Origin of the sequence: Hymenobacter sp. YIM 151858-1, assembly GCF_025979705.1 — a bacterium.
Classification (GTDB): Bacteria; Bacteroidota; Bacteroidia; order Cytophagales; family Hymenobacteraceae; genus Solirubrum.
The window spans coordinates 3,868,161-3,895,003 of the sequence record NZ_CP110136.1 but is presented as its reverse complement, the minus strand read 5'-3'; the positions used below and the strand labels follow the sequence as shown (position 1 = coordinate 3,895,003).

The 26,843-nt window shown below is 61.3% G+C and carries 19 protein-coding genes; 5 read left to right on the top strand and 14 right to left on the bottom strand.

Going from position 1 to position 26,843, the window contains the following annotated elements; all coding sequences use genetic code 11:
- Positions 1-11 precede the first annotated feature (11 nt).
- From OIS50_RS17250 to prmA, 6 genes are all read right to left on the bottom strand, one after another.
- Positions 12-1,388, bottom strand: a complete 1,377-nt coding sequence (locus OIS50_RS17250; RefSeq protein ID WP_264691877.1) for a dipeptidase — start codon at positions 1,386-1,388, stop codon at positions 12-14.
- Positions 1,389-1,563: 175 nt separating this feature from the next.
- Positions 1,564-2,361 (bottom strand): carbonic anhydrase, encoded by a 798-nt coding sequence (locus OIS50_RS17245; RefSeq protein ID WP_264691876.1) that lies wholly within the window; start codon positions 2,359-2,361, stop codon positions 1,564-1,566.
- 155 nt (positions 2,362-2,516) lie between these two features.
- Positions 2,517-3,158: a glycerol-3-phosphate 1-O-acyltransferase PlsY gene (gene plsY / locus OIS50_RS17240; RefSeq protein WP_264691875.1), complete on the bottom strand. Its 642-nt coding sequence runs from the start codon at positions 3,156-3,158 to the stop codon at positions 2,517-2,519.
- A gap of 153 nt (positions 3,159-3,311) precedes the next feature.
- Positions 3,312-8,513, bottom strand: coding sequence for a hypothetical protein (locus OIS50_RS17235; protein ID WP_264691874.1), 5,202 nt, complete (start codon positions 8,511-8,513; stop codon positions 3,312-3,314).
- Positions 8,514-9,002: 489 nt separating this feature from the next.
- Entirely contained in the window at positions 9,003-10,592 is a 1,590-nt protein-coding gene (locus tag OIS50_RS17230; RefSeq protein WP_264691873.1) for an SBBP repeat-containing protein, read from the bottom strand.
- A 282-nt stretch (positions 10,593-10,874) separates the two neighbouring features.
- Positions 10,875-11,717: a 50S ribosomal protein L11 methyltransferase gene (gene prmA / locus OIS50_RS17225; RefSeq protein ID WP_264691872.1), complete on the bottom strand. Its 843-nt coding sequence runs from the start codon at positions 11,715-11,717 to the stop codon at positions 10,875-10,877.
- 181 nt (positions 11,718-11,898) lie between these two features.
- Between prmA and OIS50_RS17220 the strand changes: the two genes are divergently transcribed.
- Complete coding sequence (locus OIS50_RS17220) at positions 11,899-12,603, top strand: hypothetical protein (RefSeq protein ID WP_264691871.1); 705 nt, start codon at positions 11,899-11,901, stop codon at positions 12,601-12,603.
- Between the two features lie 26 nt (positions 12,604-12,629).
- Positions 12,630-12,944, top strand: a complete 315-nt coding sequence (locus tag OIS50_RS17215) for an OmpA family protein (RefSeq protein WP_264691870.1) — start codon at positions 12,630-12,632, stop codon at positions 12,942-12,944.
- An 83-nt stretch (positions 12,945-13,027) separates the two neighbouring features.
- Here the strand turns inward: OIS50_RS17215 and OIS50_RS17210 are convergent, their stop codons facing one another.
- The 5 genes from OIS50_RS17210 to uvrA form a co-directional block, all read right to left on the bottom strand.
- Entirely contained in the window at positions 13,028-13,408 is a 381-nt protein-coding gene (locus tag OIS50_RS17210; protein ID WP_264691869.1) for a 7(1) septoil knot domain-containing protein, read from the bottom strand.
- 191 nt (positions 13,409-13,599) lie between these two features.
- Entirely contained in the window at positions 13,600-14,364 is a 765-nt protein-coding gene (tpiA, locus tag OIS50_RS17205; RefSeq protein ID WP_264691868.1) for a triose-phosphate isomerase, read from the bottom strand.
- A 191-nt stretch (positions 14,365-14,555) separates the two neighbouring features.
- A complete protein-coding gene (locus tag OIS50_RS17200; RefSeq protein ID WP_264691867.1) occupies positions 14,556-15,368 on the bottom strand; it encodes a hypothetical protein in 813 nt (270 codons plus the stop codon).
- Between the two features lie 39 nt (positions 15,369-15,407).
- The gene (locus tag OIS50_RS17195; RefSeq protein ID WP_264691866.1) at positions 15,408-15,902 is read right to left on the bottom strand and encodes a hypothetical protein; all 495 of its coding nucleotides are present in this window, start codon (positions 15,900-15,902) and stop codon (positions 15,408-15,410) included.
- An 86-nt stretch (positions 15,903-15,988) separates the two neighbouring features.
- A complete protein-coding gene (gene uvrA / locus OIS50_RS17190) occupies positions 15,989-18,868 on the bottom strand; it encodes an excinuclease ABC subunit UvrA (protein WP_264691865.1) in 2,880 nt (959 codons plus the stop codon).
- A 198-nt stretch (positions 18,869-19,066) separates the two neighbouring features.
- Between uvrA and OIS50_RS17185 the strand changes: the two genes are divergently transcribed.
- The 3 genes from OIS50_RS17185 to OIS50_RS17175 all read left to right on the top strand — a co-directional run bounded on the left by OIS50_RS17185 (position 19,067) and on the right by OIS50_RS17175 (position 22,735).
- Complete coding sequence (locus OIS50_RS17185; protein WP_264691864.1) at positions 19,067-19,522, top strand: GNAT family N-acetyltransferase; 456 nt, start codon at positions 19,067-19,069, stop codon at positions 19,520-19,522.
- Between the two features lie 177 nt (positions 19,523-19,699).
- Positions 19,700-21,214 (top strand): alpha/beta hydrolase family protein, encoded by a 1,515-nt coding sequence (locus tag OIS50_RS17180; protein WP_264691863.1) that lies wholly within the window; start codon positions 19,700-19,702, stop codon positions 21,212-21,214.
- A 120-nt stretch (positions 21,215-21,334) separates the two neighbouring features.
- Entirely contained in the window at positions 21,335-22,735 is a 1,401-nt protein-coding gene (locus tag OIS50_RS17175; protein WP_264691862.1) for an alpha/beta hydrolase family protein, read from the top strand.
- Positions 22,736-22,747: 12 nt separating this feature from the next.
- Here OIS50_RS17175 and OIS50_RS17170 read toward each other — a convergent pair whose 3' ends face one another.
- From OIS50_RS17170 to OIS50_RS17160, 3 genes are all read right to left on the bottom strand, one after another.
- Positions 22,748-24,685, bottom strand: a complete 1,938-nt coding sequence (locus OIS50_RS17170; protein ID WP_264691861.1) for a FecR domain-containing protein — start codon at positions 24,683-24,685, stop codon at positions 22,748-22,750.
- 43 nt (positions 24,686-24,728) lie between these two features.
- Entirely contained in the window at positions 24,729-25,802 is a 1,074-nt protein-coding gene (locus OIS50_RS17165; RefSeq protein WP_264691860.1) for a FecR family protein, read from the bottom strand.
- 191 nt (positions 25,803-25,993) lie between these two features.
- The gene (locus OIS50_RS17160) at positions 25,994-26,824 is read right to left on the bottom strand and encodes a DUF4249 domain-containing protein (protein WP_264691859.1); all 831 of its coding nucleotides are present in this window, start codon (positions 26,822-26,824) and stop codon (positions 25,994-25,996) included.
- Between the last annotated feature and the right edge of the window lie 19 nt (positions 26,825-26,843).

Here is a 26,843-nt window from a genome sequence, read left to right as displayed (position 1 = left end):
GGTTGGCAAACCTAGGCTTGCTGCTCTTTCATCAGGCGCGCGTAGTGCTGGTAAAACAGCGGAATCGTCTCAATGCCTTTCATGAAGTTGAACACGCCGTACTTCTCGTTGGGCGAGTGAATGGCGTCGCTATCGAGGCCGAAACCAAGCAGTACCGAATCAACGCCCAACTCGCCCTTGAACATAGCCACAATCGGGATGGAGCCGCCGCCGCGCGTAGGGATAGGCTTTTTGCCGAAGGTGTCTTCCATGGCCGCCGAGGCCGCGCGGTAGGCCACCGAGTCGGTAGGCGTAACTACCGGCTCGCCGCCGTGGTGGGGCTTCACTACCACCGTCACGCCCTCGGGCGCAATGCTCTGGAAGTGCTGCTGAAACTTCTGGCTGATTTCCTCGGAGGTTTGGTTGGGCACCAGGCGCATCGAGATTTTGGCGTAGGCCTTGGAGGCAATAACCGTTTTGGCGCCCTCGCCGGTGTAGCCGCCCCAAATGCCGTTCACGTCGAGCGTGGGCCGGATGCTGGTGCGCTCCAGGGTGGTGTAGCCTTTCTCGCCATAGGTGGCAGGCAGGCCGATGCTCTCTTTGTACTCCTGCTCGTCGTACGGAGCCTTGTTCAGCTCGGCGCGCTCTTCCTCCGTCAGCACCTGCACGTTGTCGTAGAAGCCGGGAATGGTGATGTGGCCGTTCTCGTCGTGCAACGAGGCAATCATCTTGCACAAGGCGTTGATGGGGTTGTGTACGGCGCCGCCGTACAGGCCCGAGTGCAGGTCGCGGTTGGGGCCGGTTACCTCTACCTCGTGGTAGCTCAGGCCGCGCAGGCCCACCTCAATGCTGGGGGTTTCGTTGTTGATGATGCCCGTATCGGAGAGCAGCACCACGTCGGCGCGCAGCTTCTCTTTGTTCGAGCGCACGAAGATGCCCAGGTTCTCCGAGCCTACTTCCTCCTCGCCCTCAATCATCACCTTCACGTTGCAGGGCACGCCGCCATTCTGGTTCAGCACCTCAAAGGCTTTTACGTGCATGTACACCTGGCCTTTGTCGTCGCAGGCGCCGCGGGCGTAGATGTTGCCGTCTTTTATAACCGGATCGAACGGACCCGAGGTCCAGAGCTCGTACGGATCGGCGGGCTGCACGTCGTAGTGGCCGTACACCAGCACGGTGGGCAGGGCGGGGTCGATCAGCTTTTCGCCGTATACGATGGGGTAGCCAGCCGTGGGGCACAGCTCCACGTTGTCGAGGCCCACTTCTTCGAGGCGCGTCTTAAGGTACTCGGCGGCACGCAGCACGTCGCCGCTAAACTTAGGATCGGCCGAAACCGACGGAATGCGAAGCCAATCGAGCAGCTCGCTCAGGAAACGATCTTGGTTTTCGGTGAGGTAGGTCGAGGTCATCAGCAGATGGGGAAATAACAGGAATGCAGTGGGCTATAAAGGTAATAGCAGTTGCCGACGCGTATATATGCCCGTGCCTCATTTGCGCACCCAGGGCCCGCGCCTGCTGGTTGCACCTAAGTCCTGGCTACGCCCCGGCTTCTGCGGGGCCGGGGCGTAACAAGCAACGGCCACCTTACTTGGCGGCGGCAGTTGCCGGGCGGAAAGCGGGCAGGTTTTGCAGCGTTTCGGGCAAAAACTCCACCTTACCCGTGTGCAAATTGTACACGGCGCCCACGATCAGGATTTCGCCGTTGCGGTACTTTTTGGCCAGTACCGGCTCCAGGTCGCGCAGCTCTTGCACCTGATCGAGCACATTCTGGCGGATGGTGTTGTCGAGCCGGTCGCCGGCCATGTTTTTGGTTTTCTCAGCGGCGGGCTTGATGCCGTTCACCAGCGTAATAATGTGGCCGGGCACGTCGGGGCGCCGAACGGCGGCATCCACGGCGCCACAACTTTGGTGGCCGAGCACCACGATGAGTTTAGAGCCCAGCGCTACCGATGCAAACTCGATGCTGCCGTACGAGGCCTCGGCCATTACCTGCCCGGCCGTGCGAATGATAAACAAGTCGCCCACGCCCTGGTCGAAGATGATTTCGTTGGGCACGCGGCTATCGGAGCAGCCCACGATGGTGGCAAAGGGCTTCTGGCCTTTTTCGGTGTTGGTGAGGGCGGCCTGGTCTTGGCGGGGCTTAATGCTTTTGTGCTCCACGAAGCGGCGGTTGCCGCCCATCAGCTTGCGCAGGGCTACGTAGGGGTTGGCGTAGGCCGAGTCGCGGTCGACGACGTAATGCTCTTTAAGCCATTGCGGCGAGTTTTCGGCGGCCGGGTTTTGTTTTTCGGCAACTGCTGTGCGGCGCTTGGTTTGCGCTTCGGTGGTTTCGGCAAGCAGGCCCAGGCCCAACACCAGCAAAAAAGACTTCAGTACAGTCATGAATAAAACGTGTGGTTGTGTCCGCAAAACAACCACTGTTATCCATGATAGTTAAACTATCATATTCAAAAGTTTCGTTATTGAATTGTTATAAATGCTCCTGCTATCAGTAAGTAGCTAACCCTCAATAGCCTGCAGAAATATTTGTCCGCATGTTATTTGCGCCCAAACAGCGGTACGCGGCTCTCGGTACCGGCCCGCAGGCGGCCGATGTTGGCGCGGTGCGTGTACACCAGCAGCGCGGCCAGCACAAACCCAACGTACACCAAGAACGGCTGCGGCGGCCGAAACGCGGGCAGCAGCTGCAGCAGCGCGAAAGCCACGCCGGCCGTCATGCTGCTGAGCGACACATAGCGCGTAAGCAGCAGCATGGTAATAAAAATGAGGATGCACACGCTTACGGTAACGGGCGCCACGCCCAGCATCATGCCCAGCACCGTGGCCACGCCCTTGCCGCCCCGAAACTGCGCAAACACCGGATAGATGTGCCCTACAATAGCCAGCACGCCGCAACCCAGGCGGTAGTACACCTCGTGCTCGGGCGCAATGGCCCCTAGGTCTACCATGAGCATGGGCAGGAAGTAGGCCGCTACAAAGCCTTTCAGGGCATCAACAAACAGCACAAACGAACCCGGCTTTTTGCCCAGCACCCGGAAGGTGTTGGTAGCGCCGGCGTTGCCCGAGCCGTGTTCCCGCACATCGATGCCGTAGAAGCGGCGGCCGACCCACAGGGCCGTTGGGATGGAGCCGAGCAGGTAAGCCAGCACAAGCAAGGGTAGCACTACAGCCAAATTCATAGCGGGGAAAGATGGAAACAGTCAAATATAGCTAGCTAACGCAGCCTCGACCGAGCCGGGTGGCGGTTTTCGGTAAATCCACCCCTACGGCCCCAAAAGCAAAACAGCCACGCCCTAGGTGGGCGTGGCTGTTGCGCGGTCGGGCAGTTCGGATCAGGTGTCGCCGAAGGGGTCGTCCTCGGCCTTCTTCTTCGACTTCTTCTCCTTTTTCGGGGCCTCTTCCTGCTTCGGCTCTTCCGTCGGGGCGGCCTCTTCTTTCTTTTTCTTGTCCTTTTTGCTGGGTTCGGCTACCGGTTCGTCGGCTGCGGCCGGGGCTTCGTCCTTTTTCTTTTTGTCCTTTTTGGCAGGCTCTTCGGCCGGCGCGGCGTTGGTGTCGCCGAAGCCATCGGCCGCTGCAGCTTCGTCTTTCTTCTTTTTCTTCTTCGGGGCGGGCTCCGAGTAGTCAATCGGGCCTTCCTCCACGGCTGGCGCTTCCTCTTCCTTCTTCTTTTTCTTCTTGCCCGGCTCCTCCATGAAATCGAAGTTGCCCGAGCTCTGCGGACGGCTTACCTGCTTTTGCGGCTTGGTTTCGCCTAGGTAGTCTTTGCGGAAGTGGTTTACGAAGAGCACTTTTTCCTGCTCATCGCCCAGGAAGAAGCCGAAGTTGGTGGCCGTGTTGTAGTCGCCCTTCGCCGCCCGACCTAGGATTTCGTCGAACTCGCCGTGCTGGGCTTTGGCCAGCAGCTTGTTCTCGGAGTACTTAAAGTAGTACCAGGTTTCGGGGTCGGCCTCGAGGTACAGCTCCACGGCGTCGCCGGCGCTGCCCTTCTTGATTTCAACGTAGCCATCCACCAAGGCGTTGATGTCCTTCTTGCCGATGCTGACGAGGCCGATTTTGCCCACCGAGTACCAGGCGTTGTGCTTGTTCGACCACTTCAGGTTCACGCGGTTCAGCATCACGTCGTGCAGAAACTTGGCCGACACTTTTTGCAGCGGCACGTAGCTGCCGCCCTTGCGGTTGGCATAGTCGCCGATGGCTTTGGAGCCGGCAAACTCGCCCAGCTTGTAGTATTCGTCCTGGGTGCTGGTCAGCGCTTCGGGCAAGCCCTTCGAGTACTTGGCCATATCGGCGGCCATGGCCTCGAAAGCTTTGTCGGGGAAGTTCATGTCAAAGCCCATCATCGCATCGATGTTGTAGCGACTCGAATCGGTGTTGGCCTTGCCGATGCCCGACGCCACGATGCTGTAGTCCTTGTTCGAGTTGATGAGGTTCAGCTTGCCGCGGAAGCCTAGGTGGCCCGTGGTGTCGTTGAGCGTCAGCACCGAGCCCTCGTAGATTTCGGTGTTCAGCGCATCGTGCTGGCTGATGGTGTACACGCGCTTCTTGGGGTCGTAGGTGAGCGTGCCGCCCACCTCAAAGAAGTTGCCGTCGGTAACGTTGGGCTTGGCGGCCACAAACAGCGGGTACGGCTTGCCGGTGCCCTCGTTGGCAAACAAGCCCGTGAGCATGGGCGTGCCGTCCTCGGCCTTGGTTTCCTTCAGGTGAATCTTCACGAACTGCGGGTCGATGCTGTCCTGCACCGGGAACCAGCCGGCCTGCGCCTGCTGCTTGCTGAACTCGAGGCGGGCCTGCCCGTCGAAGGCAAAGCCTTTGCGCTGCGAGTTCATCGTCATGGCGCCGCGGTACTGAATGCGGGGCGCAATCCGGAACTTGTCGGCGGCCTTGATATCGGCCTGCGCCAGGGTGGGCAGGCGCTCGGGGCCGTTGTCGTTGCCGCGGCTTAGCAAGCCGCCGCGCTTTTTGCCTTCGCCCTTCACGCCGGCAATGCTGGTCGAGTCGGTGCGGAAGTTGCTGAACTTAATGGCGAACGAGTCGGTAGGCGTTTTGTAGCGGTACAGCGCGTTGCCCGTAAAGGCCAGGCGCGACAACACCTTGATTTCGCCCCGGTACAGCTGGTGGTGCTTCTGCAGGGTGTCCATCGTGATGCCCGCATTCTGGAAGGAGCGCATCTCGGCATTGGGCAGCACATATACCTTGTTCGAGTCGGGCTGAATCCAGGCATCGGCGGCGGCAATGTAGGGCACGCCGTTGGCCACCAGGCGGTACTTGTTCAGGTCGTACATGCCGGTAGCAGCCCGAAAGCGCAGGCCCTGTTGCTCGGGCTTCACCGAGTAGAAATAGGCCGTGGTAGAGTCCTGCCCCGGCGCTACGCGCAGCTGCACCGATTTCTTCTTGAAATCCCAGCGGCCGCCGCTCAGCGAAGTGCGGTACTGCGAGTACGGCAGCTCGATGGTGGTTTTGGCGTTCTGCTCGCGCGTAAAGTCGGCGTACCCGCGCTTGATGTCGTAGGTAAACGCTACGTCGGGCGCAGTAAGCGCGGGCTTGTTCGGCTCCGACGACTTAACGCTCACCACCGAGTTGTTGCCCTTGTACTGCGTAGGCAGGAAGGTGAACGAAGGCGAACGGATAACCGACTGCTGGCTTTCCATACGGCCCGTGCCGTACAGGCCTTTGGGCGTGAGCGTGGCTACCCCTTTGTACTGATAGGTACCGTCGTAGAAGCGCATCGACTCGCCGCCGGGCGGCGTGGAGAGGTACATCGAGTCGGCCTTCACCACCCATTTCATTTGGTAACCGGGCAGCAAGGCCACTTTCGGGTACTCGGCGCCGTTCAGGGTTCCTTCCTTGATCTGGGCTGTTTTGCCCACCGTTACCACCGAGTCCTTGTAAAAGATGAACTGGTCGCTCTGCAGAGTGCTGGCGAGGTACGTCATTTCGCCCACGCCCTGGATACCCCGGTTGCTCATGCGCACCTGGTTGAAGAGGCGGCCTTTGCCCCCGTACACCGGAAAGCCCTCCTTCGGTACGGCGTAATTGAAACCTAGGGAGCCGTCGTCCTGCATCGAGAGCTTGGTCTTGATATCAGGCAGAATGCCGCCCGACACGAACGTGCCCTTAAAGCCCACCGCCGTGCGGTTGGCGTTGTTCAGCGAGTCGAGCTTAAAGGGCGGAATGTCGAAGTAGATGGTGGTGTCGTAGGCGCCGCCCAGTACTTCGGGCTTGTTGAAGAACACGTAGGCGCCGGTGGTGGCATCGAAGGTGGGGTAAGCGCCCAGCTTCTTGCGGCCCGATTTGTTGTTGGGCGCGTTGATGTACAAGCGGCCGGCCGAGTGGCGGTCTTTGTTGGTGAGGGTAAAGTCGGTTTCCTTACGCGCCCGCATCACCGAGCCTTTCGAGTTCTTCCCCTTCACGATGATGGAGTCGATCTTGAACATGTCGATGTAAAAGCCGTCGTAATCAAACTTAAACTCCTTGCCTTTGAACACGAAGGCCGAGGCCACCACCGTACCGTTGAACTCGATGTTGCGGTTTTTCTGCACGCGCACAATGGCCGAGTCGGGCTTCACGAACACGGCAATGGAGTCGTCGGAGAAGTTGAACTTGTCGACGCCGCGCACCGTGAGCACGTTGCTGTTCAGGTTGAGCGAGGCATTGCGGCCGTTGGGCGCCAACGATTTGATGGCAATGTGGTCGTAGTCCTTTTTGCCGCGCGAGGAGTTCACGTAGTGCATGGCCTTGGGCAGCAGAGTAATGTCGCTGCTTACGGGGCTGATGCTCACGTACCCGTCGCGGGCCAGGCCGGCTACGGCCGAGCGCACGTTGGCCTCTTTCAGGTTCAGCGACTTGGCCAAATCCTGCACCGCAAATCGTTTGGCGTTGCCGTGCGATTGGCTGTAGCCCACCACCATTTGCAGCGGGTGCATCTTGTTGATGCCCTTGATCTGCTGGTAGCGGGTGTTGGTGTAAAACTCCTTCGACTCGAAATCGGCCGTAACCTGGTTTTTGGCCGTGAGGGTCTGGAAATCGATGTTGGGCGTGGCGAGGTTCCATTTGGCCTGCTCCGCCGCTATTTCCATCTGGTGGTAAGAGTCGTAGTAGGGCGTGGTTTTGTACAGGCCTTCTTCGCGGGCCATTACCAGCACGCGGCGGGGCTTCGAGTACTTCAGCTTCACGCCGGGGTGCGTGAGCGAGTCAACCTTGTCCTGGAAGATGGTAATAGCGGCGCGGTCGGCGGTGATAAGCGTATCGCCGAGCATGTAGCTGCGCGAAGCGGCCCGGAAGCGCGGCTTGCCATCGAGCTCCACGGTAATGCGCGACAGCGAGCCGTCGAGCGTGGAGCTGTACATCTGCTTGCCGTTCAGCGAAAAGCCACCCTGGTACTTGATGTTCTCGCCGATGTTCTTGATGCGGGCATCGTTGGTGAGCGACACGAACCTAGGGAAGCCCGTGTCGGCGCCGTTTTTCTTTTGCACGCTCTTGTAAGCCATGGCGCCTTTTACGGGCGCTTCCAGCACGGCCGGGTAGGTAAGCGTTACGGGCTCGGCCTTAAACTGGGGCTTGTTCACGTCCATATCAAACGGCCCCAGCTCCGCCGTGAGCGGGTTGCCGTTGAGCTGCCAACCAAAGGTGCCGCCCTGCCCCACGTACTTACCCGTGGTGGTTACAAGCGAGCCACTGGTTTTCTGGATCAGCACCGAGTCGTAAGCGGTGGCGAGCAGTAGGTCGGCATCCTTCAGCACCAACACGGGGCCTTTGGTGCTGGGCGGTGCGTAATAGCTGCTGTAGGCCGGGGCTTGCGGTTCGGGCTCCGGCTCGGGCTCTTTTGCTGCGGCTGCGGGCTGCGTGGCGGTTTTGGCCGGCGTGGCGGCGGTCGTTTTTTTGGCTGGCGCGGGAGCCTTCTTTTTCACGGGCGCACCCCAACCGTCATCGGAGCCCCAGCCACCGCCGGTATCCCAGCCTGCGCCCGAGTCCCAGTCGTCCCAGCCGCTGCTTTTCTTTTTAGCTGCGGGCTTGGCGGCCGGTTTGGCAGCGGGTTTAGCTTTGGCTGGGGTTTTGGCCGATGTGGCCGCGGGCTTCAGCGGTTCGGGCGTCAGCGGGGCCGGCGCGTCGGAGGGCTTGGGCGCGGGCGGCATGGGGTAGTCGGTCTCGTTGTAGGCAAACGACACCAGCGTGTTGCTGCTTAGCTTGAGCCGGTTGTAGCGCGAGGTATACAGCTCGCGGGTTTTCAGGAACTGCGTGGTCGAGTTCACGAACTTCTCGAGCTCGCGCAGGTCTTGCTGGGCCAGTGCTTTGCCCGTTACCTCCAGCAGCTGATCGGTTTGCAGGTCGTTGAGGGCCAGTTGCCCCTGCTTGGCCGCCACCACCAAGCCCACGAGGGCCTCCAGGTGGGGGCGTGGCTTCAGGCGACGCGCCTGCATCTGGCGGGCCAGCTCAATCACCTTGCCTTGCTGGGTGGTGGTGAGCTTGTTGCTGGCCCATAGCTGCCTAAGCTGCTCGGTAAGGGCAATGGCCGGGGCGTTTTTGGTGGTAGCCATTAAGGCTACTACCTCCCCGATAAACTGCTCGGCATCGGTACTAAAAGGGGTGGTGCTGTAGCGTACTACAGGCGAGATAGATGGAGTAGGATTTGTGGCTGGCTGTTGTGGCTTAGTAGTTTGGGCCCAGCTGGTAACAGCCGAACCCCACGCCATCAACGCGCAAAGCCCCCATGTGGCGAAGTGCTTCATACAAATGCCCTCAAGGCAAAATGAGTCGCCTACAATTTCGGTAAAATTTGGCGCATTCATTGGAACAGAGTAGTCAACCAATTGAAAATCCACATTTTACATTGAATGCATCCAAGTAATGAATGTGGAATATTCAAAGAACCACAACGTTTGCGAAGGCATTTTATTAGCGACCCGCCCCAGGTATTTTGCCGCCCCTGCGGGCCGGGCAACGCCATGGCACCTAGGCCAAAAGCACACGCCCGGCCGGCAGCTGAGCGCTGCCGGCCGGGCGTGGCAAGAAAGCGGAATACCAGATCAGCGAATTTGCACCAGGCGGCTGTAGGTTTCGCCGCCCGCGGTGAGGCGCAGCGAGTACAAGCCGCCGGGCAGCTCGCGCACATCAAACGTGGCGGTTTGAGACTGGCGGCTGGCAGGCAGGCGCACCTCGCGCACCACGCGGCCATTGAGGTTGAGCAGCTGGATGTGCACGGCCGGCAGGGGCGGCACTTCCACCGAGAGCTGCACCGCAGCCGGGTTCGGGAACACGCTCAGCTCGCCCCAGTTGAAGCGCAAGGGGTTGGCCCGCGGCGCCAGGGCAGCCAGGTAATCGGTGGCGCGGTTGCTGCTGAGCGCGTTGTCGCCGAACTGCACCTGCCCCGCGAGCGTGCCGCCCAGGTAAATGCGCAGCCCGGGGGCCACGGCCACGTCGCGGATGTTGCTCTGGCCGCCGCTGGCTTGCTCCTGCCAAATGATGGTACCATTGGAGCGCAGGGCCAGCACCGTGGCCGCGTTGGAGGGCCGCGTAAGCCCTACTACCACCCGCACGGCACCGCTGGGCGCGGGCGGCGCGGCTACCTCCACCGGCAGGAGCGGGGCTACAGGGCCCACCGAGCGCAGCCAGCTAGTGTTGCCGTTTTGGCTCACTTCAATCACGTAACCCTCAGGCTCCGCGCCCAAGGTCAGGTTAGCGCCGCCGAAGTTGATGTTGCCATTCGCGTAGCCACCGATGTAAAGGTTGCCCTGGGCATCAGCAGCCAGCGAGCTTCGTTCGCCAACCCTGCCCGTCCGGACCCACAGGGGCACGCCGGTGGCCGGGTTAAGCCTGGCCAGAAAAGTACTGAACTCGCTCGGCAGATCAAATCCTCCGAATCTGGCCGGGCCAAAGTGTCGGCCCACCAAGTACACGTTGCCTTGCGCGTTGGTGGCCAAATCATCGCCCCGGGCACCTAGGGTACTTTGCGCGCCCACGATCCAGCGGGTTTGGCCAGCCGGGTTCAGCGACAACACAAACAGGCTGCGGCTACCGGTGCCGAAGGTGCTGCCGTTGCTCAGGTTGAAGCCGCCGTTGGTGCTGCCCGTTACGTAGGCGTTGCCCAGCAAATCGGTGGCAATGGCGTTGCCTAAGGTGGCCGGGCTAAAGCTGCCCGCCCGCACTACCCACTGAATGCGGCCGCTGTCGGCAAGTTTGAGCACCACCACGCGGGTGATGCCCGGGTCGCCGGGCTCGGCGCCTGGTACCCCAATCAGGTTGCCACTGTAGCTGCCCACCACGTAGGCTTCGCCCGTTTGTAGGTTCACGCTGATGTCGGTACCGCTGGCCGCGCTGCTGGCGCCGTTAATAAAAGGCGCAGCACCTAGGGAGTTGGCCCAGTCCACCTTGCCCTCGGGGCTGAAGCGGGCCACCAGCAAATCGGTGCCGGTGCTTTGGGCCGTGAGCTGCTGCTCGCCCAGCGTGATGCTGCCGCTGAAGCTGCCGGTAACGTACACGCGGCCCACGGCATCGGTGGCTACGGCATTTACTTTAAAGGGCTGGGTTTTGGCCCACTCCCATTCTACTTGAGCCAGCGCCGGTAAGGCTACCAGCAGATACAAAAAGGCGAGTAATAAAAGTCGTACTTGTTTCATTGCATACGTGCTGTAGATAAAGCGTTTCTATCGTCAGCCACGGGAGCCCCGGTTGGGCGCCACGCAAAGCCCCGCCTAATGATCAGCTTTGCCCCGGATACGTCACTAGCTAGCGGCACAAAAGACGGACAAAAAATGTACTTAAACAAATATTAATTATAAACTATTTAACTCAACTATTGCATTTCCTGCCCGTTACCAAGCGTATCGGAGTAGTACAAAAGCCAAGCGCCCGCAGCTTGGGCAGGGCTGCGGGCGCTTGCTGAAATAAGAGCAACGGGCTTACTCGGGCTTCGTGAAGATGGCCGAAACCCAGTCGTTGCGGGTGCGCATCGACTGGTAGCGGAAGCCTTCCTTTTCGGCGGCCTCGCGGATGAGGTGCATATCTTCTTCGTAGAAGCCCGAAAACAAAATGGGGCCGCCGGGCCGCAGGTAGCGGTAGTAAGCGCCCATATCCTCGAGCAGCACGTTGCGGTTGATGTTGGCCAGGATGATGTCGAACGGCTCCTCGCCTTCCAGCGCCGAAATATCACCTAGGCTAGCCTCGACTTTGTCCTGCACGTGGTTCTCCTGGGCGTTGTCGGCGGCGTTTTCAGCCGTCCAGGGCTCCACGTCCACGGCCAGCACGTAGTTGGCGCCCAGGTGCACCGCCATAATGGCCAGGATGCCGGTGCCGCAGCCCATATCGAGCACGCGCTTGCCCTGGTGGTCCACGGTCAGCTGGTTTTCAATCATCAGGGCCGTGGTGTTGTGGTGGCCGGTACCAAACGACATGCGCGGCATAATCACGATGTCGTAGGGCAAATCGGGCCGCTCCGGGTGGAAGGGCGCCCGCACCGATACCTGCTCGCCAATTACCAGCGGCTCAAAGTTCTTTTCCCACTCGGTGTTCCAGTTCTGGCGCGTAATCACGCGGCTGTCGGCGGTGGGGTGGCCGCTGGGCCAGGCGGCGTACTTGGCCAGCACCTCCGACACGGCTTCCTGGTTGAAGCCATCTTCGGTGGTGTAGGCGCAAAAGCCTTCGTCGTTGTCTTCGAAGGTGTCGAAGCCTACTTCGCCCAGCTCGGCAACGAGGATATCGGTGAGGTCGGCCGGGGCCGTTACGCGCAGTTCAATAAAATCCATGAGCAACTTAGCAGTGTGCAGCGCCGGCGTACGAGGCGGGCGCCCCGCAAAGGTCGGATAAAAAACCACCCGATGCAGGGCACTCCGGCGGCGCAGTTCCGGCACATTTACATAGAAGTATCAAAATATTTATTGCTTTGCAGCTCAACCGCAATCATTCTATCCTACCGTTCATCCTTTTATGAAACAAACCCTGCGTTTAGCTGCCAGCTTTACCCTACTGACGCTAGCGGCCTCTTGCGGCTCGAAAGAAGCCAAAGAGGCGGCTGCCGAAACCACCACTCCCGAAACGGCTGCCGCTGCTGCGGCTCCGGCTACCGAAACCCCGGCCACCGCGGCGCCGGCGGCCACCACGCCCCAGGCCGCTGCTACCTTCGACATGAGCAGCGTACCCGTTTCATCGGCCAACCTGGGCAAGTTTCCGTACGTGGGCGCCATGAAGGGCTACCAGGTGCCTTACGACAGCGACAGCGTAGACTACGAATTCGACCGCTCCTACTTCTACGACGGCAAAAACCTGGTAGCCGTGGAGGGCCACGTGCTGCGCCGCCGCTTCAGCCCCGTCGACGAAAAGAAGCAGGCCTCGGACCTGATGGTGCGCCGCAACTACGAAAACTTCATCAACAGCGTAGGCGGCGTGAAGGTGTTTTCGGGCGCCATTCCCGACGAAGCCGTGGAAAAAGTAGGCGGCAGCCAGGCTGCCAAAAAAGGTGGCATATCGGGCTTTTCGGCTGAGCACGACGTGTACGTGATTCGGCAGAAGGACAAGGAAATATGGCTGGACATGCAGAAGCTTGACCGCGACTACTACCTGAACGTAGCCGAGAAAGCCGCCATGCCCCAGCAGATTTCGGTGGTGCAGGCCGCTGAGCTAAAAAAAAACTAGATGCTGAAGGGCACGCTACCCTGTACGTGAACTTCGACACGGACCAGACCACCATCCGGCCCGAATCGGAGCCGACGGTGGCCGAGGTAGTAACCCTGCTGCGCCAGCACCCGCAGCTGCGCCTAGGTGTGGAGGGCCATACCGACAACACCGGCAGCCCGGCCCACAACCGGCAACTCTCGCAGGGACGGGCGCAGGCCGTGGTAACGAAGCTCACGCAAGCAGGCATTGCGGCCGACCGGTTGCGGGCCGCTGGCTTTGGCTCCGATAAGCCGCTGGTGGCCAACGACACCGAACCGCATAAAGCCCAAAACCGGCGCGTGGAGCTCGTGAAGCTGTAGCCGCAAGCCCCCCCAAAGCAAAGGCCCGGCCGCAACGTGGTACCGTTGCGGCCGGGCCTTGTGGTTAGCAGCCAATGGCGTTTCTAGTTCTGCCGGCAGCCCGCAAACGAGCGCACTTTGGTGTAGAAGATGCCGAAATCGGCGAAGGCGCGGTTGTCGGTTACGAGCACGGTGTAGTCGGCAAAGTCGCGGGCATCCGTTACGTACCACGTGCCCGGCTTATCGGCAAACAGCTTGTTGGCTTCCTGGTACACCACGAGGCTGGCAAAGGCATCCTGCTGCTCCACGAAAACGGTGGCCGAGCAGTACGCCCGGCGGCGCGGGTCGCGCTCCAGGTAAATGCTGCCGTAAATTTTGCACGGATCGACGTAGCCGCCGCGCTGCTGCTGCGCCGCAAAAGGCACTTTGGGCGTGGTGGCGGGCGGCAGCCAGAGCAAAGCCGATACGAGCGTGGCCAGAAGCATAGCGGACAAGGAAGGTTCTGCGGGTACCGACAAGTACCGCGCCACTTTGGTTCGGGCCTAGGTCGGGTGGTGCAACTAGCGTGCGGGCAGGCTATAAACGTATCGTAAGCGAGTTTACCAGACCAATTTTATTAGCCAGTAAACTCGCTTACAATTTGTTTCAGCAGCTACTATCAGCTGATTTACAGAACCTAGAACGACTTAATGATTTCGGTAAAGTCGCGCGACTTCAGCGAAGCGCCGCCGATCAGGCCGCCGTCCACATCGGGCTGCGAAAACAGCTCGCGGGCGTTTTGGGCGTTGGCCGAGCCGCCGTACAGGATGGTGGTGTTCAGGGCGGCTTCGGCGTCGTAGGCACGGGCAATTTGCTCGCGGATAAATGCGTGCACCTCCTGCGCCTGCTGGCTGGTGGCCGTTTTGCCGGTGCCAATGGCCCAAATGGGCTCGTAGGCAATTACCACGCGCTCGAACTCCTCGTTGCTGAGGTGAAACAGGCCGTTTTTCAGCTGGCTGGCAATGAACGCGAAGGTTTCTTCCCGCTCGCGGGTTTCGAGCGACTCGCCCACGCAGAAGATGGGGCGCAGGCCGGCAGCCAGGGCAGCCTTCAGCTTTTGGCTTAGCAGCTCGTCGTCTTCGCCGAAGTACTGGCGGCGCTCCGAGTGGCCCAGGATAACGTACCCCGTGCCTACCGAAGCCAGCAGCTTGGCCGATACCTCGCCGGTGAACGCGCCGCTCTCCTTCTGGTGGCAGTTTTGAGCCCCTAGGTGAATGCGGCCACCCTCGGGCAGCATGCGGCCGATAACGGGCAGCAGCGGGAAGGGCGGCGCAATAACCACCTCCACCCCGGAGCCGGTTACTTCGTCCTGCACCATGTTCACGATTTCCGAAACGAGAGCCTGGCCGTCCTGAAGAGTCATGTTCATCTTCCAGTTGCCGGCAACGATGTTCTTACGCATAGAGTGGGAGGGAAATATCTGACGAGGTACAAAGAAAAGCATTTGGCCTGCACCCATCGGTGCCGCGGCCCTAGGTGGCCGAAAAAGAGCAACCCCGCTGGTGGGCGGGGTTGCAGCTATTAAGGCAAACAAAATTGGTTGATGGAGGTCGGGGCGGGTATTGGGGCACATAGCCTGGGCTTAGCCCTCCCCTACTCACCGGCGCGGCTGGTGCTGCGCCGGCGGTTGGCCAGCAGCACGCCCAGCAGGCCCACCACTACGGCACCGGCTAGAGCTACCCAGGCCAGCTCTACTACGTCGGTGCGGCGGGCAGCCCAAATTCCTATCAGGCCCCAAGCCAGCACCAGCGCGTACACGGCATCGCGGAACGAGCTGCTGATGATGAGGCCCAATGCCACTACCACCGCCAGCAGCGCCACGCACAGCACCACCGTTACGTTCAGGGGCGTTTCCAGGCCAAAATCGCGCAGCGCCAGCGTGAGGTTTACCACGGTAGCCACGGATATCCAGCCCATAAACAACGACACGGGCCAGCTCGAGAGCTTGGCCGTGTCGCCGGCCAATACCAGCCGCCTTGCCCGGCCATAAGCCAGCACCAAGGCACCTAGGGTTAGCAGCATCAGGGCGGTGCACAGGGCAATCAGCTGGTAGCTGAAGCACACCACCCAGGCCGCGGCGGCCAGGTTGGCCACGGTAAGCGGCCGCGCTACGGCATTGGGCAAGGGGTTGGCGCGCTGGGCAGGCAGCAGCTGCCACACGGCGTAAATGGCTTCGGCCAGAAAAATCAGCCCCCAGATGCTAAATGCCCAACCAGCGGGCGTAAGCGGCGTGGGGTACTGCGCCGATACCTGCCCCATGTTTTGGCCGTTGGGCGGGTTGGCGTTCCACCAGTAGTTCAGCAAAATGCAGCCGAAGATGGCCAGGGCGGCCAGCCAGCGCCAGGCGTAGCCGGGCGGGGCAGCGGCCGGCGCCGGTGTGGTGGTAGGGGGTGCTACGGTTTCCATACCGGCACAACAACTGGTGCCGCCTTTGTTCCCGCTGGTTTAGCTTCCGGCCGGCAGGCTTTCGGGCCGGTTGGCAGCCCCGTGCTGGGTTTGGTCCACCGTCAAGGCCCATTCCTGGCGCAGCTGCGCGCCGTTAAGGTTGCCTTCGCTAATCCAGCTGAAGGCCGATTCGTCGTCGGCAAAAAAATGCAGCTCGAACGACATAACGGCGGGCCTATCAAACACGGGCGCGGTGGCCACCAGCTGGTTGTGCAGGCCGGCGGGTAGCACCAGGGCCAGGTGCTCCACGGGCGTGGTGGCCATCAGCGGAAACCACGTATCAAAAATCCAGGCCTGCTCCTGCTGCCCAAGCGGGGGCAGCTGGTCGATGTTCATGAGCCAGTGGCGTATGCCGCGCTGCCGGCTGAACTCGACCAATTGCAACAAAACGGGCACAAACCGGGCCAGCGGGCAATGCGCGCGCCACGCCGCGCGCAGCAGGGCCGTGGCGGGGTCGTGCTGCAGCACTATTTCCGGGACGTCGTGCAGTATCATAGGCTCCAAACCCCGGCAAAGAACCTTAAAATTTGCCACTTGGCCCGCCGCGGCGCTGTGCGTGCAGCGGCGGGCCGGTAGCTCGGCTACAGCTTTTCGGCCAGGAAACGCGCCGTGTGATTTTCGTCTTTCAGCTTGGCAAACGCCTCGGGCGTGCCCTCGAACAGCAGGTGCCCGCCGCCGGTGCCGCCCTCGGGCCCTAGGTCAATCACCCAGTCGGCAGCCTTCACGATGTCCATGTTGTGCTCGATGATGAGCACCGAGTTGCCCTGCTCCACCAGCGCGTTCAGGGCCGTGAGCAGCTTGTTGATGTCGTGGAAGTGCAGGCCGGTGCTTGGCTCGTCGAACACGAACAGGATCTTATCGGATTGCAACGTGGCGCCTTTGGTAAGGAACGACGCCAGCTTAACGCGCTGCGCCTCGCCGCCCGACAAGGTATTGGCCGACTGACCTAGGCGGATGTAGCCCAGGCCCACATCGAACAGCGGCCGCAGGCGCTCCGCCACCTTGGGCTGATCGGCGAAGAAGTCGAGCGAATCTTCCACGGTCAGCTCCAGCACCTCGTCGATGCTCTTGTCCTTGTACTTCACCTCCAGGATGTCCTGCTTGAACTTGCGGCCACCGCAGGCTTCGCAGGTCAGGTAGATGTCGGCCATGAACTGCATCTCGATTTTCACCTGGCCTTCGCCCTGGCACACCTCGCAGCGGCCGCCCTCGATGTTGAAGCTGAAGTGCGAGGGTTTGAACCCGCGGGCCTTGGCCAGCTGCTGATCGGCAAACAACGTCCGGATGGCGTCGTAGGCCTTCACGTAGGTTACCGGGTTCGAGCGGCTGCTCTTGCCGATGGGGTTCTGATCGACGAACTCCACGTGCGACACTGCGCCTAGGTCGCCGCCGAGCTTATCGAACTTGCCGATGCTCTCGGAGGCCGTGCCGCCTAGGTGCCGCGCCAGCGCCGGGTACAAAATGCGTTTGATGAGCGTGGATTTGCCCGAGCCCGATACGCCCGTTACCACCGTCATCACGCCCAACGGAAACTTCACCGTGAGGTTCTTCAGGTTGTTTTCGCGGGCGCCTACTACCTCCAGGGCGTTGCGCCACGGGCGACGCACCTTGGGCACCGGCACCTCCATTTTGCCGCTGAGGTACTGGCCGGTGTAAGTCTTTTCGTCCTGCAGAATTTCGGAGTACGTGCCCTGAAACACCAGATTACCGCCACCCGAGCCCGCTTCGGGTCCGATGTCGATGATTTGGTCGGCCACCTCCATCATCTTCTCCTCGTGCTCCACCACCACCACGGTGTTGCCTAGCTGTTGCAACGAGCGCAGCACGCCAATCAGCTGCTCGGCATCCTTGGGGTGCAGGCCGATGCTGGGCTCATCGAGCACGTACATCGAGCCCACCAACGCCGAGCCCAGCGAAGTAGCCAGCTGAATGCGCTGCGACTCGCCGCCCGACAAGGTGTTTGACAAGCGGTTGAGCGTGAGGTAGCCCAGGCCTACGCGCACCAGGTAGCTCAGGCGGTTGTGTACCTCCGTTACCAAGCGGTCCGATACGGCCTTTTCGTGCTCCGTGAGCGAGAGGTTCTCGAAGAAACCTAGGGCGTCGCGGATGGGCAGCAGCACCAGGTCGGCAATGTTCTTGCCGGCCACTTTCACGTACTGGGCGTCTTTGCGCAGGCGGGTACCGCGGCAATCGGGGCACACGGTGCGGCCGCGGTAGCGGCTCAGCAACACGCGGTACTGAATCTTGTGCGTCTGCGTCTGAACCCAATCAAAGTAGTCGTGCAGGCCCTGAAAGTGCTTGTTGCCTTCCCAAAGCAGGCGCTGCTCGGCTTCGGTTAGCTCGTTGTAGGGGCGGTGAATGGGGAAGTCGAAGCGAATGCCGTTTTTCAGCAGCGGTTTCAGCCACTCGCTCTGCTTCTCGGTGCGCCACGGGGCAATGGCGCCTTCGTACACCGTCAGGGTTTTGTCGGGTATCACCAGATCGGGGTCGATGCCCAGCACCGAGCCGAACCCCTCGCAGCGCGGGCACGCGCCGTAGGGGTTGTTGAAGGTGAAGAAGTTGACGTTGGGCTCCTCGAACGCAATGCCGTCGAGTTCGAAACGGTCGGAGAAAGTCCTTGTCTCAGTTGTCGGTTGGGGCTGGCCTTCCTCACTGGCAACCGGCAACTGGCCACTGACAACTACTACGCACGTGCCGTGGCCCTCGAAGAAGGCGGTTTGCACCGAGTCGGAAAGGCGGAACTGCAGGTCTTCGTCGCCGGGCTGCACCACGGCGCGGTCAATCATGATCTGCACCTTCCCTGTGGGCTCGGGCTGCCCCTCGGCCAACAGGTCTTCGATAAAGGCCATTTCGCCGTTTATCACCACGCGGGCGTAGCCCTTCTGCAGCAGCAAATCGAGCTCCTTGCGCAGCGGGCGGCCGTCTTCGGAGGGTACCAGCGGCGCCAGCACCATCACGCGGGTGCCTTCGGGCAAGGTAAACAAGTAATCGACCACGTCGGATACCTGGTCCTTACGCACCTCGCGGCCCGAAACAGGCGAATAGGTGCGGCCTACGCGGGCAAAAAACAGCTTGAGGTAGTCGTAAATCTCGGTGCTGGTGCCTACCGTCGAGCGGTTGTTGCGCACCGTTACCTTCTGCTCGATGGCAATGGCCGGCGAAATCCCGCGGATATAGTCGACATCGGGCTTGTCCATACGGCCCAAAAACTGCCGCGCGTAGGAGCTCAGGCTTTCCACGTACATGCGCTGGCCCTCGGCATACAGCGTATCGAACGCCAACGACGACTTGCCCGAGCCCGACAGGCCCGTGACCACGATAAACTTGTTGCGCGGGAAAGCCACGCTCAGGTTTTTGAGGTTGTGAACGCGCGCGTTCTTAATAATGATGAACTCGCGCGGGTCGAGCTGATCAATCGGATCGGCAGCCGGTGCGGCTACCTGCAGGTTGTCCTGGGCCATAGATTCCTCTAACACCCAATCCTACCTCTTAGGTTTCGGCTAACCCGGTTAGTGGATTGGGGCAGCGAAGGTACAACGGGGCTGAATGCGTTTGGTGCGAAGCTGATAGATTGACCCTTGTTACCGAAATCAACCGACGAGAAGGCCCAATCCCGGTGACATCAAAACCGGCCCGTCAATCCCTTTAATCGCCAGCCAGTGTCTACCGTACTCATCAGAGAGGCCCGAACCGCCGACATCAAGCAAATGCAGCTGGTGCGAAATTCGGTGAAGGAAAACGTGCTGTCGGACCCTAGCCGTGTTACCGACCAGGACTGCGAGCAATACATTAATCGCCGCGGCAAAGGCTGGGTTTGCCTGGTTGATGAGCAAGTAGTGGGGTTTGCCATTGCCGATTTACAGGACCAAAATATCTGGGCCTTGTTTGTGCACCCGGCGTTTGAGGGCCGTGGCATCGGCAAACGGCTGCACGACTGCATGCTCGACTGGTACTTTGCGCAAAACCAAAATACCGTGTGGTTGGGCACTGGGGCCAATACCCGCGCCGCGGGTTTCTACAGAAAAAACGGCTGGCGCGAGGTAGGCCAGCACGGCAAAGGCGAAATAAAGTTTGAGATGCGCCGCGAGGATTGGCTCGGCTCAAGCAATACCTAGTCTGAAAACCTGCGCGCTAGGCTGGCACGGCTGCTTTATAGCCACAACTTTCTTCAGAGTTCAACCAACCTCGGCAGTATTCTTGCGTATGCGGCTTCGCCAAGAATGCTTAATTTTGGTATTCTCCCAGAATAAAGCGTGCTTAACTCCGCTCTGCCAGCCTCTTTATTGAACTTTATGAGGAATTTTTTACGCCTTCAGCCGATCTTGTGGTTTCTGCTGCTGTTTCCGCTGCTGTGTACAGCTGTTGCATACAACCCTGCCGATTCGCCCCTAGGTGGTCAATGGCGCGGCGAGCTAAAAGTATCGGGCGGCACCTCGGAGCTGGTCATTACCATCATTCCGCTGAGCAACGGCACGCTCTACGCCACCCTCGACGTGCCGAAGCAGAAGGTTACCCGCATGCCCGTAAAGGTGACCCTGAAAGGCTCCGAGGTAACCATGCGCATCGAGGAGGCCGGCAGCCGCTTTACGGGCCGCCTCTCCGCCGACAACAAGAGCATGAAGGGCATGTGGTCGCAGCCGGGGCTTACCTCGGCCCTGGTGCTCGAGCGCTCGGCCGGCTCGGTGCTGAACGCCGCTACCTTTAAGCCCGCAGCCCCCTACCGCGAAGAAGAAGTAGTAGTGCCCAACAAAGTAGACAAGCTCCGCCTGACGGGTACGCTCACCATGCCGCAGGGCCGGGGGCCATTTCCGGGCGTGGTGCTGATTTCGGATTCGGGCCCGCAAGACCGCAACGCGGCCGTGGATAACTACCGCATGTTCAACATCCTGGCCGATTACCTCACGCGCCGGGGCGTGGCCGTGCTGCGCTACGACGACCGCGGCGTGGGGAAATCGACGGGCAGCTACCAGCAGGCCAACACCGCCGATCTGGTATCGGACGCGCAGGCAGCCATGGGCTTTTTGCGCGCCCACTACAAAGTAAACAAAACGCAGGTGGGCATGCTCGGCCACGGCGAGGGCGCCAACATTGCCTTGCTGGCTGCCGCCCAACCCATTGGGGCACCCAACTTCGTGATTTCGCTGGCGGGTAGCGGGCAATCGGGCTCGGAACTGCTGCGTCGTCAGCAAACCGAAATCATGCGCCTGATTGGCTCGACGCCGGCCCAGGTTAGCGCCGCGCTGCAGCTGCACGAGCGGATGCTCAACATTATCCGCGAAACGCCCAACAACGACCTCGCCCGCGCCAAAGTGGCCGCCATGCTGCGCATGAGCAACGCCGACATCGACTTTACCATGGTGCAGGCCCGCGCCACGCAGCTAACCTCGCCCTGGTACCGTTTCTTCATCGATTTCGACCCCAAAACCCGTTTTTCGGGCGTGAAATGCCCGGTGTTGGCCCTCAACGGCACCGCCGACCTAATGGTATCGGCCAACCGCAACCTGCCGCTGCTGCAAAAAGGCCTGCGTGCCAAGGGCAACAAAAAAGTGGAGGTGTACAAGCTAACCGGCGTAAACCACTGGTTTCAATCGGACCGCTCGCAGTGGCCGCTCGTGAACGGCGAAATTCAGCCCACCTTCTCGCCCCGCGCGCTGGTGCTCATCCACGGCTGGATTGCCAAGCACAGCGCCAAGCCCGTCCCGAAGCCGGCCGCGCCGCAATCCCAGGTAGCCAAAACAAAGTTGAGCCTGAGGAGCAAAGCGAAAGCCGCTCAGGCCAGCACCGCAACGCAAAGAGCCGCCAATTAGGCGGCTCTTTTTTTGTGCTAGGTTATTTAGGGGTGGGCCTGCAACTTGCTGGCCCGGATGTTTATCACCTGTTTGCTTACCAGCCTGTTTGGGCCACCCAGGCGTTCCACCTTCTGCTTTATGCTACGGTTTCTCTGTTATCTGCGCGGCGCCGTGTGGCTGCTCGTGTTGCTTTGTTTTTCGGCTACGGCTTGGGCGCAGGGCAACGCGCCGTTACGTGCCGGTATTTGGCGGGGCAAAATGCAGGCCGGCGCCACCGAGTTGCCGCTCATCTTCCATATAGCCGAAGCGGCTAACGGTGCCCGCACCGCTACCTTGGATAGCCCCAATCAGAATGCCTACGGCCTGCCGGTGGAGAAAGTAACCCAGCGCGCCGACAGCGTAATACTGCAGCTAACCCGCCCCGCCGCCCGCTTTGCCGGGCGCGTAGTTGGCGGCGGCAAACAGCTTGAAGGAGCGTGGCTGCAAGCGGGCCGCTCGTTTCCGCTCACGCTAGCTCACCAGGCTGGCGCTACTGCCAATCGGCCGCAGGAGCCCAAGGCGCCGTTTCCGTACCACAGCGAAGAAGTTACGTTTAGCAATGCCAAGACCAACATCAAGCTAGCAGGCACTGTTACCACGCCGGCCGGCAAAGGGCCTTTTCCGGCGGTGGTGCTGGTTACCGGCTCGGGGCCGCAAGACCGCGACGAGACCGTGTTCGGCCACAAGCCGTTTTGGGTGCTGGCCGATTACCTAACCCGCCGCGGCTACGTGGTGCTGCGCTACGACGACCGCGGCGTGGGCAAATCGGGCGGCACTACTACCTCCTACACCACTGCCGATGGCGTAACCGATGCCCAAGCCGCCTTGGCTTACCTACGCACCCGCCCCGAGGTGCAAGCCAGGCAAGCCGGCCTGCTGGGCCACAGCGAAGGCGCCATGATTGGGCTAATTGCGGCTACCGAGCCCAACCCGCCGGCTTTCCTGATTGCACTGGCCGGGCCCGCCGTCCGTGGCCTGGAGTTTATGCTGCGCCAGGCCGAAGACCTGGGCCGCGCCTCCGGCATGTCGCCCGACCAAGTTGCCAGCGCCCGCGCCCTCAACCAACAGGTGTACATGACGGTGCTGCAAACACCCGACAAAGCGCAGGCCAACGAACGCGTAATTGCCCTGATGAAGCAAGCCGGCCTGAGCGCCGCCCAAGCCCAGCAGCAAGCAGCCGTGCTTACCACCGCTTGGTACCGCCAGCTGCTCGCCTTCGATCCGCAGCCGCTGCTGCCCAAGGTGAAGTGCCCGGTGCTGGCCCTCAACGGCGGCAAAGACCTGCAAGTAGCGGCCAGCGTAAACCTGCCCGCTTGGGAGCAGGGCGTACGTGCGGGTGGCAACCAGGATGTAACGGTGCAGGAGTTAACGGGGCTCAACCACTTGTTCCAAACCGCCAATACGGGCCTCAGCCAGGAGTACGGCCAAATTGAGGAAACCTTCTCGCCCACAGCGCTGCAGGCAATCGGCGATTGGCTGGCGCGGCACACCAAACGCTAGCACCCTAGGTGCTCAGAAGCGGATACCGGCCGTGTAGCCCACCCAACCGAGCACGCGGGTGGCGGAGTTGCCCTCGTCGAGCCACAGCTTGCGGCCTTCGGCCAGGTTGGAATACACCTGCTGCTCGGTGGTATCGTAGCGCTGCGTTACGAGCACGCTAACCGTGGGCCCGAACACAATCCGCAGGTGCCCGTCTTTTTTAAAGGGCGCTACACCTAGGAGCAGGCGCAATTGGCTGTCGAGGTTCAGGTCGCGCGTCCAGCCGCGTTGCTCCTCGTTTACGTGCATGGCTACGGCATCGAGGGCCAGGCTCAGGCGGCGCCGCGCCCATACCTCGGAGCCCAAGCCGTAACCTAGGGCCCACCGCCGGGGCTTGTTGCCGAAGCCCGCGTAGGCGCCCGTGAAGAAGGTGTAGAACGCCGCCGAGCCGCCTAGCTTCAGGCTGGCGCTTACGGGCCACACCTCGGAGTTCGTTACCTCGAAGCGGTGGTAGCCGTGCCGCACAAAGTTGATGGGCGCAATGCTCACACCGTCTACTGAATCAGCTACGTTCAGCAGGCCGGCCAGCTGCACGCCGTGCACGGTACCGGCCACGTTCAGCAGCCCTGCCGCTTGTCCGCCCCGCACCTCACCTAGGGCCACGTTGAACAAGCCTGCTGCCTGCACCGTGGGTTTCCGGGTTGGCACGGCCTCGGCGGCTGGCGCTGCATCGGCTACCACGGGCAGCTTCTTGGTAGGGCCCACATAGTTGAACAATCCCGCCGTTTGGGCGCCGGCAATGGGCCGCGCGGCCACGTTCAGCAAGCCTGCGGCCTGCCAGCCACGGCCGCCACCGCCCAGCACGTTCATCAGGCCTGCGCCTTGCACGCCATCCAGGTGTTTACCCACGATGTTGGCCAGGCCGGCTACCTGCGCGCCATCTACGGTGTCGCGGTCGATGTTGAACAGGCCGGCCGCCTCGAAGCCTTCTACGCCGGCGGCGTAGCCGCCCAGCACGTTGATGGATAGGTTATTCACCGTTTGCCCACTGCGCAGCCCATTGGAGCCCAACGGACCTAGGAAGGAAATCTGCGCCGGCTCCTTGTAGGTAGGGCGTGCGGGTTCTTCGCTCTCGGTAGCTGCAGGCGGCGCGGCAGCTACGGCAGTCGAGTCCTGCTTGGCTATGGGCTTAGCCTCAGTTGTGATGGGCGGCGTAGCGGCGGCTGGTGTAGTAGCGGCCGGTGCGCTGATTGTTGCAGTGGCAACTGGCGCTATTTCCGGGTTGGTACCTCCTGCGCCAGTAGCAGCAGCGCCTTGGCCGTTGGGTTTGGCAACGGTAGCGGCTTGCGCGGGCGTTGCACTTTTGCTTGGAACCGCTGCCTTGGTTGGGGCTTTACCGCCTCCCGTGTTGCTAGCCTTAGAGGTAGCCGACTGGCTCTTTGTCGCCTTGGCTGGCTCCTTCTTCGTGGGGGCGGCTTTAGCTGGTGTTCCCGGCTTGGCAGCCGGTGCGGCGCTGGGTTTATCGGCCGCTTTGCTCGGCTCCGACCTAGGCGCCTCGTCGGGTGCTCGGTCGATTACGGCTTTGTTGACGGTAGTAGTAGTAGCCGTGGGTGCCGCAGCCGGGGCAGGCTTGGTCGCTGCTTTCGGCGCTGATGGGTGCAGCACCACTTGGTCGCCCACCAGCTCGTAGCCGATGTTCTTATCGCGCAGCACCTCGCCGAGCACCGTACGCAGCGGCTGGTTGTTGGCCGAAACCGTTACGGGCTGCTTCAGATCAAGCGCTGTGTTGCTGTAGGAGATGCGCACGCCGTACTGCCGGCGCAAGGTGCGCAGCACCGACTCGAGCGGCGCCTCGTTGAACGTAACCGTGACTTTGCGCTCGAGCACCGAGCCACTCCGAACTTGGCCCACAACGGGCTCGGTAGCCAGGGCGCACAGCATGGCAGCCGCCAGGCATATGCGGTTTCGCATAGCAGACATGGATCAGGAAGTCTGTTGGAGGGTGAAGATAGGGCTATTGGCAGCCCGGTCCGTCAAGGGTATAGCCGTCGGCGGATTGCGAAACCGACAGATTAGCCGACAGGCTGACGACGCGCAGCACTTGCGGCAGTTGGGCCTGTTTGAAGGTGCCCGTAAAGCGGCAGTTCGCCAGCTCGGGTCGGCTTAGCTCCACGGGCGTGCCGTAGAAGCGCGTAAGGGCTTGGGCCACCTGGCCGAGGCTCTGGTTGTCGAACACCAGCTCATCCTGCTGCCACGCCCGGAAGTTGGGGTCGATGATGGGCTTTTGCACGGCCACCGCCGGTGCCGAGCGCCGGATTACGCCGCGCAGCCCCGGCGTAAGCACCACCGAGTCCTGCACCGTCACCTTCTGCCGATCAGGGCTGAACGCCACGCGTCCCGTCACCACCGATACCTCCACCGAATCTTCGGCCGAGTAGGCGCGCACGTTGAAGGAGGTGCCCAGCACCCGCGTGCGGGTGTCGTTGGCCAGCACCGTAAAGGGTCGGCCGTTGTCCTTTTTTACTTCGAAGAACGCCTCGCCTTTCAGCTGCACCACGCGGCTATTCTCGTTGAAATCGGCGGCGTAGCTGAGCGTGGAGTTGCGGTTTACCCACACGCGGCTGCCATCGGGCAAGGTGCTTAGCTTGCGCTCGGGGCCGGCGGCTACCGTTACCGTTTCGGCCGCGTTGCGGCTGAGCAAGAAGGTGCGGGCCACGGCCCAGGCACCTACCAGCAGCAACACGGCCGCGGCTACGCGCATCCAGGTTTGGCTGCTGCCCCACATCGAAACTACCCGAGCTTCTTCGGCCGGTGCAGGTGGTGCTACCGTGCTGCCGCCGGTGGTTTTTATGCCGGCCGCGGCGCTAAAGCGCCGCCAGGCTTTATCCACATCAGCTTCGGTGAAAACCTCGGCCGTGGTGCCGCCTCGCTCCCACGCCCGGGTGGCATCGGTAAGCACGCGCAGGCGGCTCGGGCGCGCCATTAGCCAGCGGTGCAGCTCCTCCTGTTCCGACACAGAGGCTTCGCCCGCCAAATGTTTGGCGAGTAGCTCCCAGGGGGCTTCCGTATCGGGGTAGAGGTCGGGCATGGTGGCGGAGAATCGGGTATTAAGTTGGTGATTTTCGACCAAACTGCATGTAGCGTAGGCTTGGCTACGCCTTCCTTCGGTTCAGCCCGCGTCCTTCGGATAGTACTATCAATCGTTCAACTGATTAGAAGTTACTATCCTAGGACGCGGACTACAACCGAAGGAAGGCGTAGCCAAAGTCCGCGCTACTGCTATGGCGTGATGGTGAGGCTAGCCGAGCGCACGGCGGTGCCGGCAAAGTAGCCTACGGCTTTCGGGCCTTTCGGATCGACGTTGATGATGTTGGTGCGCACGTTGGCGGGCGGCGACGAGAACATGCCCACGTTGTTGATCTGCGTGAACATCTCGTTCAGGAAGAAGAAATAATCCTTCGGCAGCGACAGGATTTCCACCCGCACCCGGTCGCCGATGCGGAAAGGCCGGTCGGTGAGCTCCACGTCGCCGATGTACTTGCCATCTACCAAGGCATCGTCGCGCACAATCAGCTCGTCGGGGTTGTTGCGCAGCGTGTCGTTCTGGTACAGCTTAAAGCGGTAGTAGTCGCCCACGCCAGGCAGCTCGGGGCCGTTGTAGAGCACGTAGTATCCGTCGCGCCAGCCGGGCTCGTTTACTTTGTGCTGCTGCTCAAACCGGTCGATTTCGGGCACGCGCTTGATTTCGGTAGCGGCGCGGTACTCCTGCCCATCGGCCTTAATGGTGAGCGTGTACTGGTTGCCGATGCGCCCGCGCAAGGTGCTGGTTTGGTACACGCCGGGTTCGGTTTCGCGCAGGGTTTCGGTAGTGCCCTGGCTATCCGAAATGGTGAGTTCGGCGCCACGTACGGCCAGTGGGGTTTTGTCGTCGAAGTAAGCGCCGGTGCGCGTCAGGCGAATTTCGTAGGGACCGGGTTGGTCGGTGATGTTGCCTTCCACGGCCAACTGCGACTCCGGCTCGGGCAAATCTATCGGCACCACATCGGTGCAGCTGGCCAGCGTACCTAGGGTTAGGGCTAAGGCAGCAAAAGAGATGAAACGGGCAAGCATATAGCTAGGCGGCCGCAGC

What these genes read in the sequence shown, in the direction of transcription:
- OIS50_RS17250 (WP_264691877.1), bottom strand. Translation starts at nt 1,388, where the DNA reads ATGACCTCGACCTACCTCACCGAAAACCAAGATCGTTTCCTGAGCGAG.
- OIS50_RS17245 (WP_264691876.1), bottom strand. Translation starts at nt 2,361, where the DNA reads ATGACTGTACTGAAGTCTTTTTTGCTGGTGTTGGGCCTGGGCCTGCTT.
- plsY (WP_264691875.1), bottom strand. Translation starts at nt 3,158, where the DNA reads ATGAATTTGGCTGTAGTGCTACCCTTGCTTGTGCTGGCTTACCTGCTC.
- OIS50_RS17235 (WP_264691874.1), bottom strand. Translation starts at nt 8,513, where the DNA reads ATGGCTACCACCAAAAACGCCCCGGCCATTGCCCTTACCGAGCAGCTT.
- OIS50_RS17230 (WP_264691873.1), bottom strand. Translation starts at nt 10,592, where the DNA reads ATGAAACAAGTACGACTTTTATTACTCGCCTTTTTGTATCTGCTGGTA.
- prmA (WP_264691872.1), bottom strand. Translation starts at nt 11,717, where the DNA reads ATGGATTTTATTGAACTGCGCGTAACGGCCCCGGCCGACCTCACCGAT.
- OIS50_RS17220 (WP_264691871.1), top strand. Translation starts at nt 11,899, where the DNA reads ATGAAACAAACCCTGCGTTTAGCTGCCAGCTTTACCCTACTGACGCTA.
- OIS50_RS17210 (WP_264691869.1), bottom strand. Translation starts at nt 13,408, where the DNA reads ATGCTTCTGGCCACGCTCGTATCGGCTTTGCTCTGGCTGCCGCCCGCC.
- tpiA (WP_264691868.1), bottom strand. Translation starts at nt 14,364, where the DNA reads ATGCGTAAGAACATCGTTGCCGGCAACTGGAAGATGAACATGACTCTT.
- OIS50_RS17200 (WP_264691867.1), bottom strand. Translation starts at nt 15,368, where the DNA reads ATGGAAACCGTAGCACCCCCTACCACCACACCGGCGCCGGCCGCTGCC.
- OIS50_RS17195 (WP_264691866.1), bottom strand. Translation starts at nt 15,902, where the DNA reads ATGATACTGCACGACGTCCCGGAAATAGTGCTGCAGCACGACCCCGCC.
- uvrA (WP_264691865.1), bottom strand. Translation starts at nt 18,868, where the DNA reads ATGGCCCAGGACAACCTGCAGGTAGCCGCACCGGCTGCCGATCCGATT.
- OIS50_RS17180 (WP_264691863.1), top strand. Translation starts at nt 19,700, where the DNA reads ATGAGGAATTTTTTACGCCTTCAGCCGATCTTGTGGTTTCTGCTGCTG.
- OIS50_RS17175 (WP_264691862.1), top strand. Translation starts at nt 21,335, where the DNA reads ATGCTACGGTTTCTCTGTTATCTGCGCGGCGCCGTGTGGCTGCTCGTG.
- OIS50_RS17170 (WP_264691861.1), bottom strand. Translation starts at nt 24,685, where the DNA reads ATGCGAAACCGCATATGCCTGGCGGCTGCCATGCTGTGCGCCCTGGCT.
- OIS50_RS17165 (WP_264691860.1), bottom strand. Translation starts at nt 25,802, where the DNA reads ATGCCCGACCTCTACCCCGATACGGAAGCCCCCTGGGAGCTACTCGCC.
- OIS50_RS17160 (WP_264691859.1), bottom strand. Translation starts at nt 26,824, where the DNA reads ATGCTTGCCCGTTTCATCTCTTTTGCTGCCTTAGCCCTAACCCTAGGT.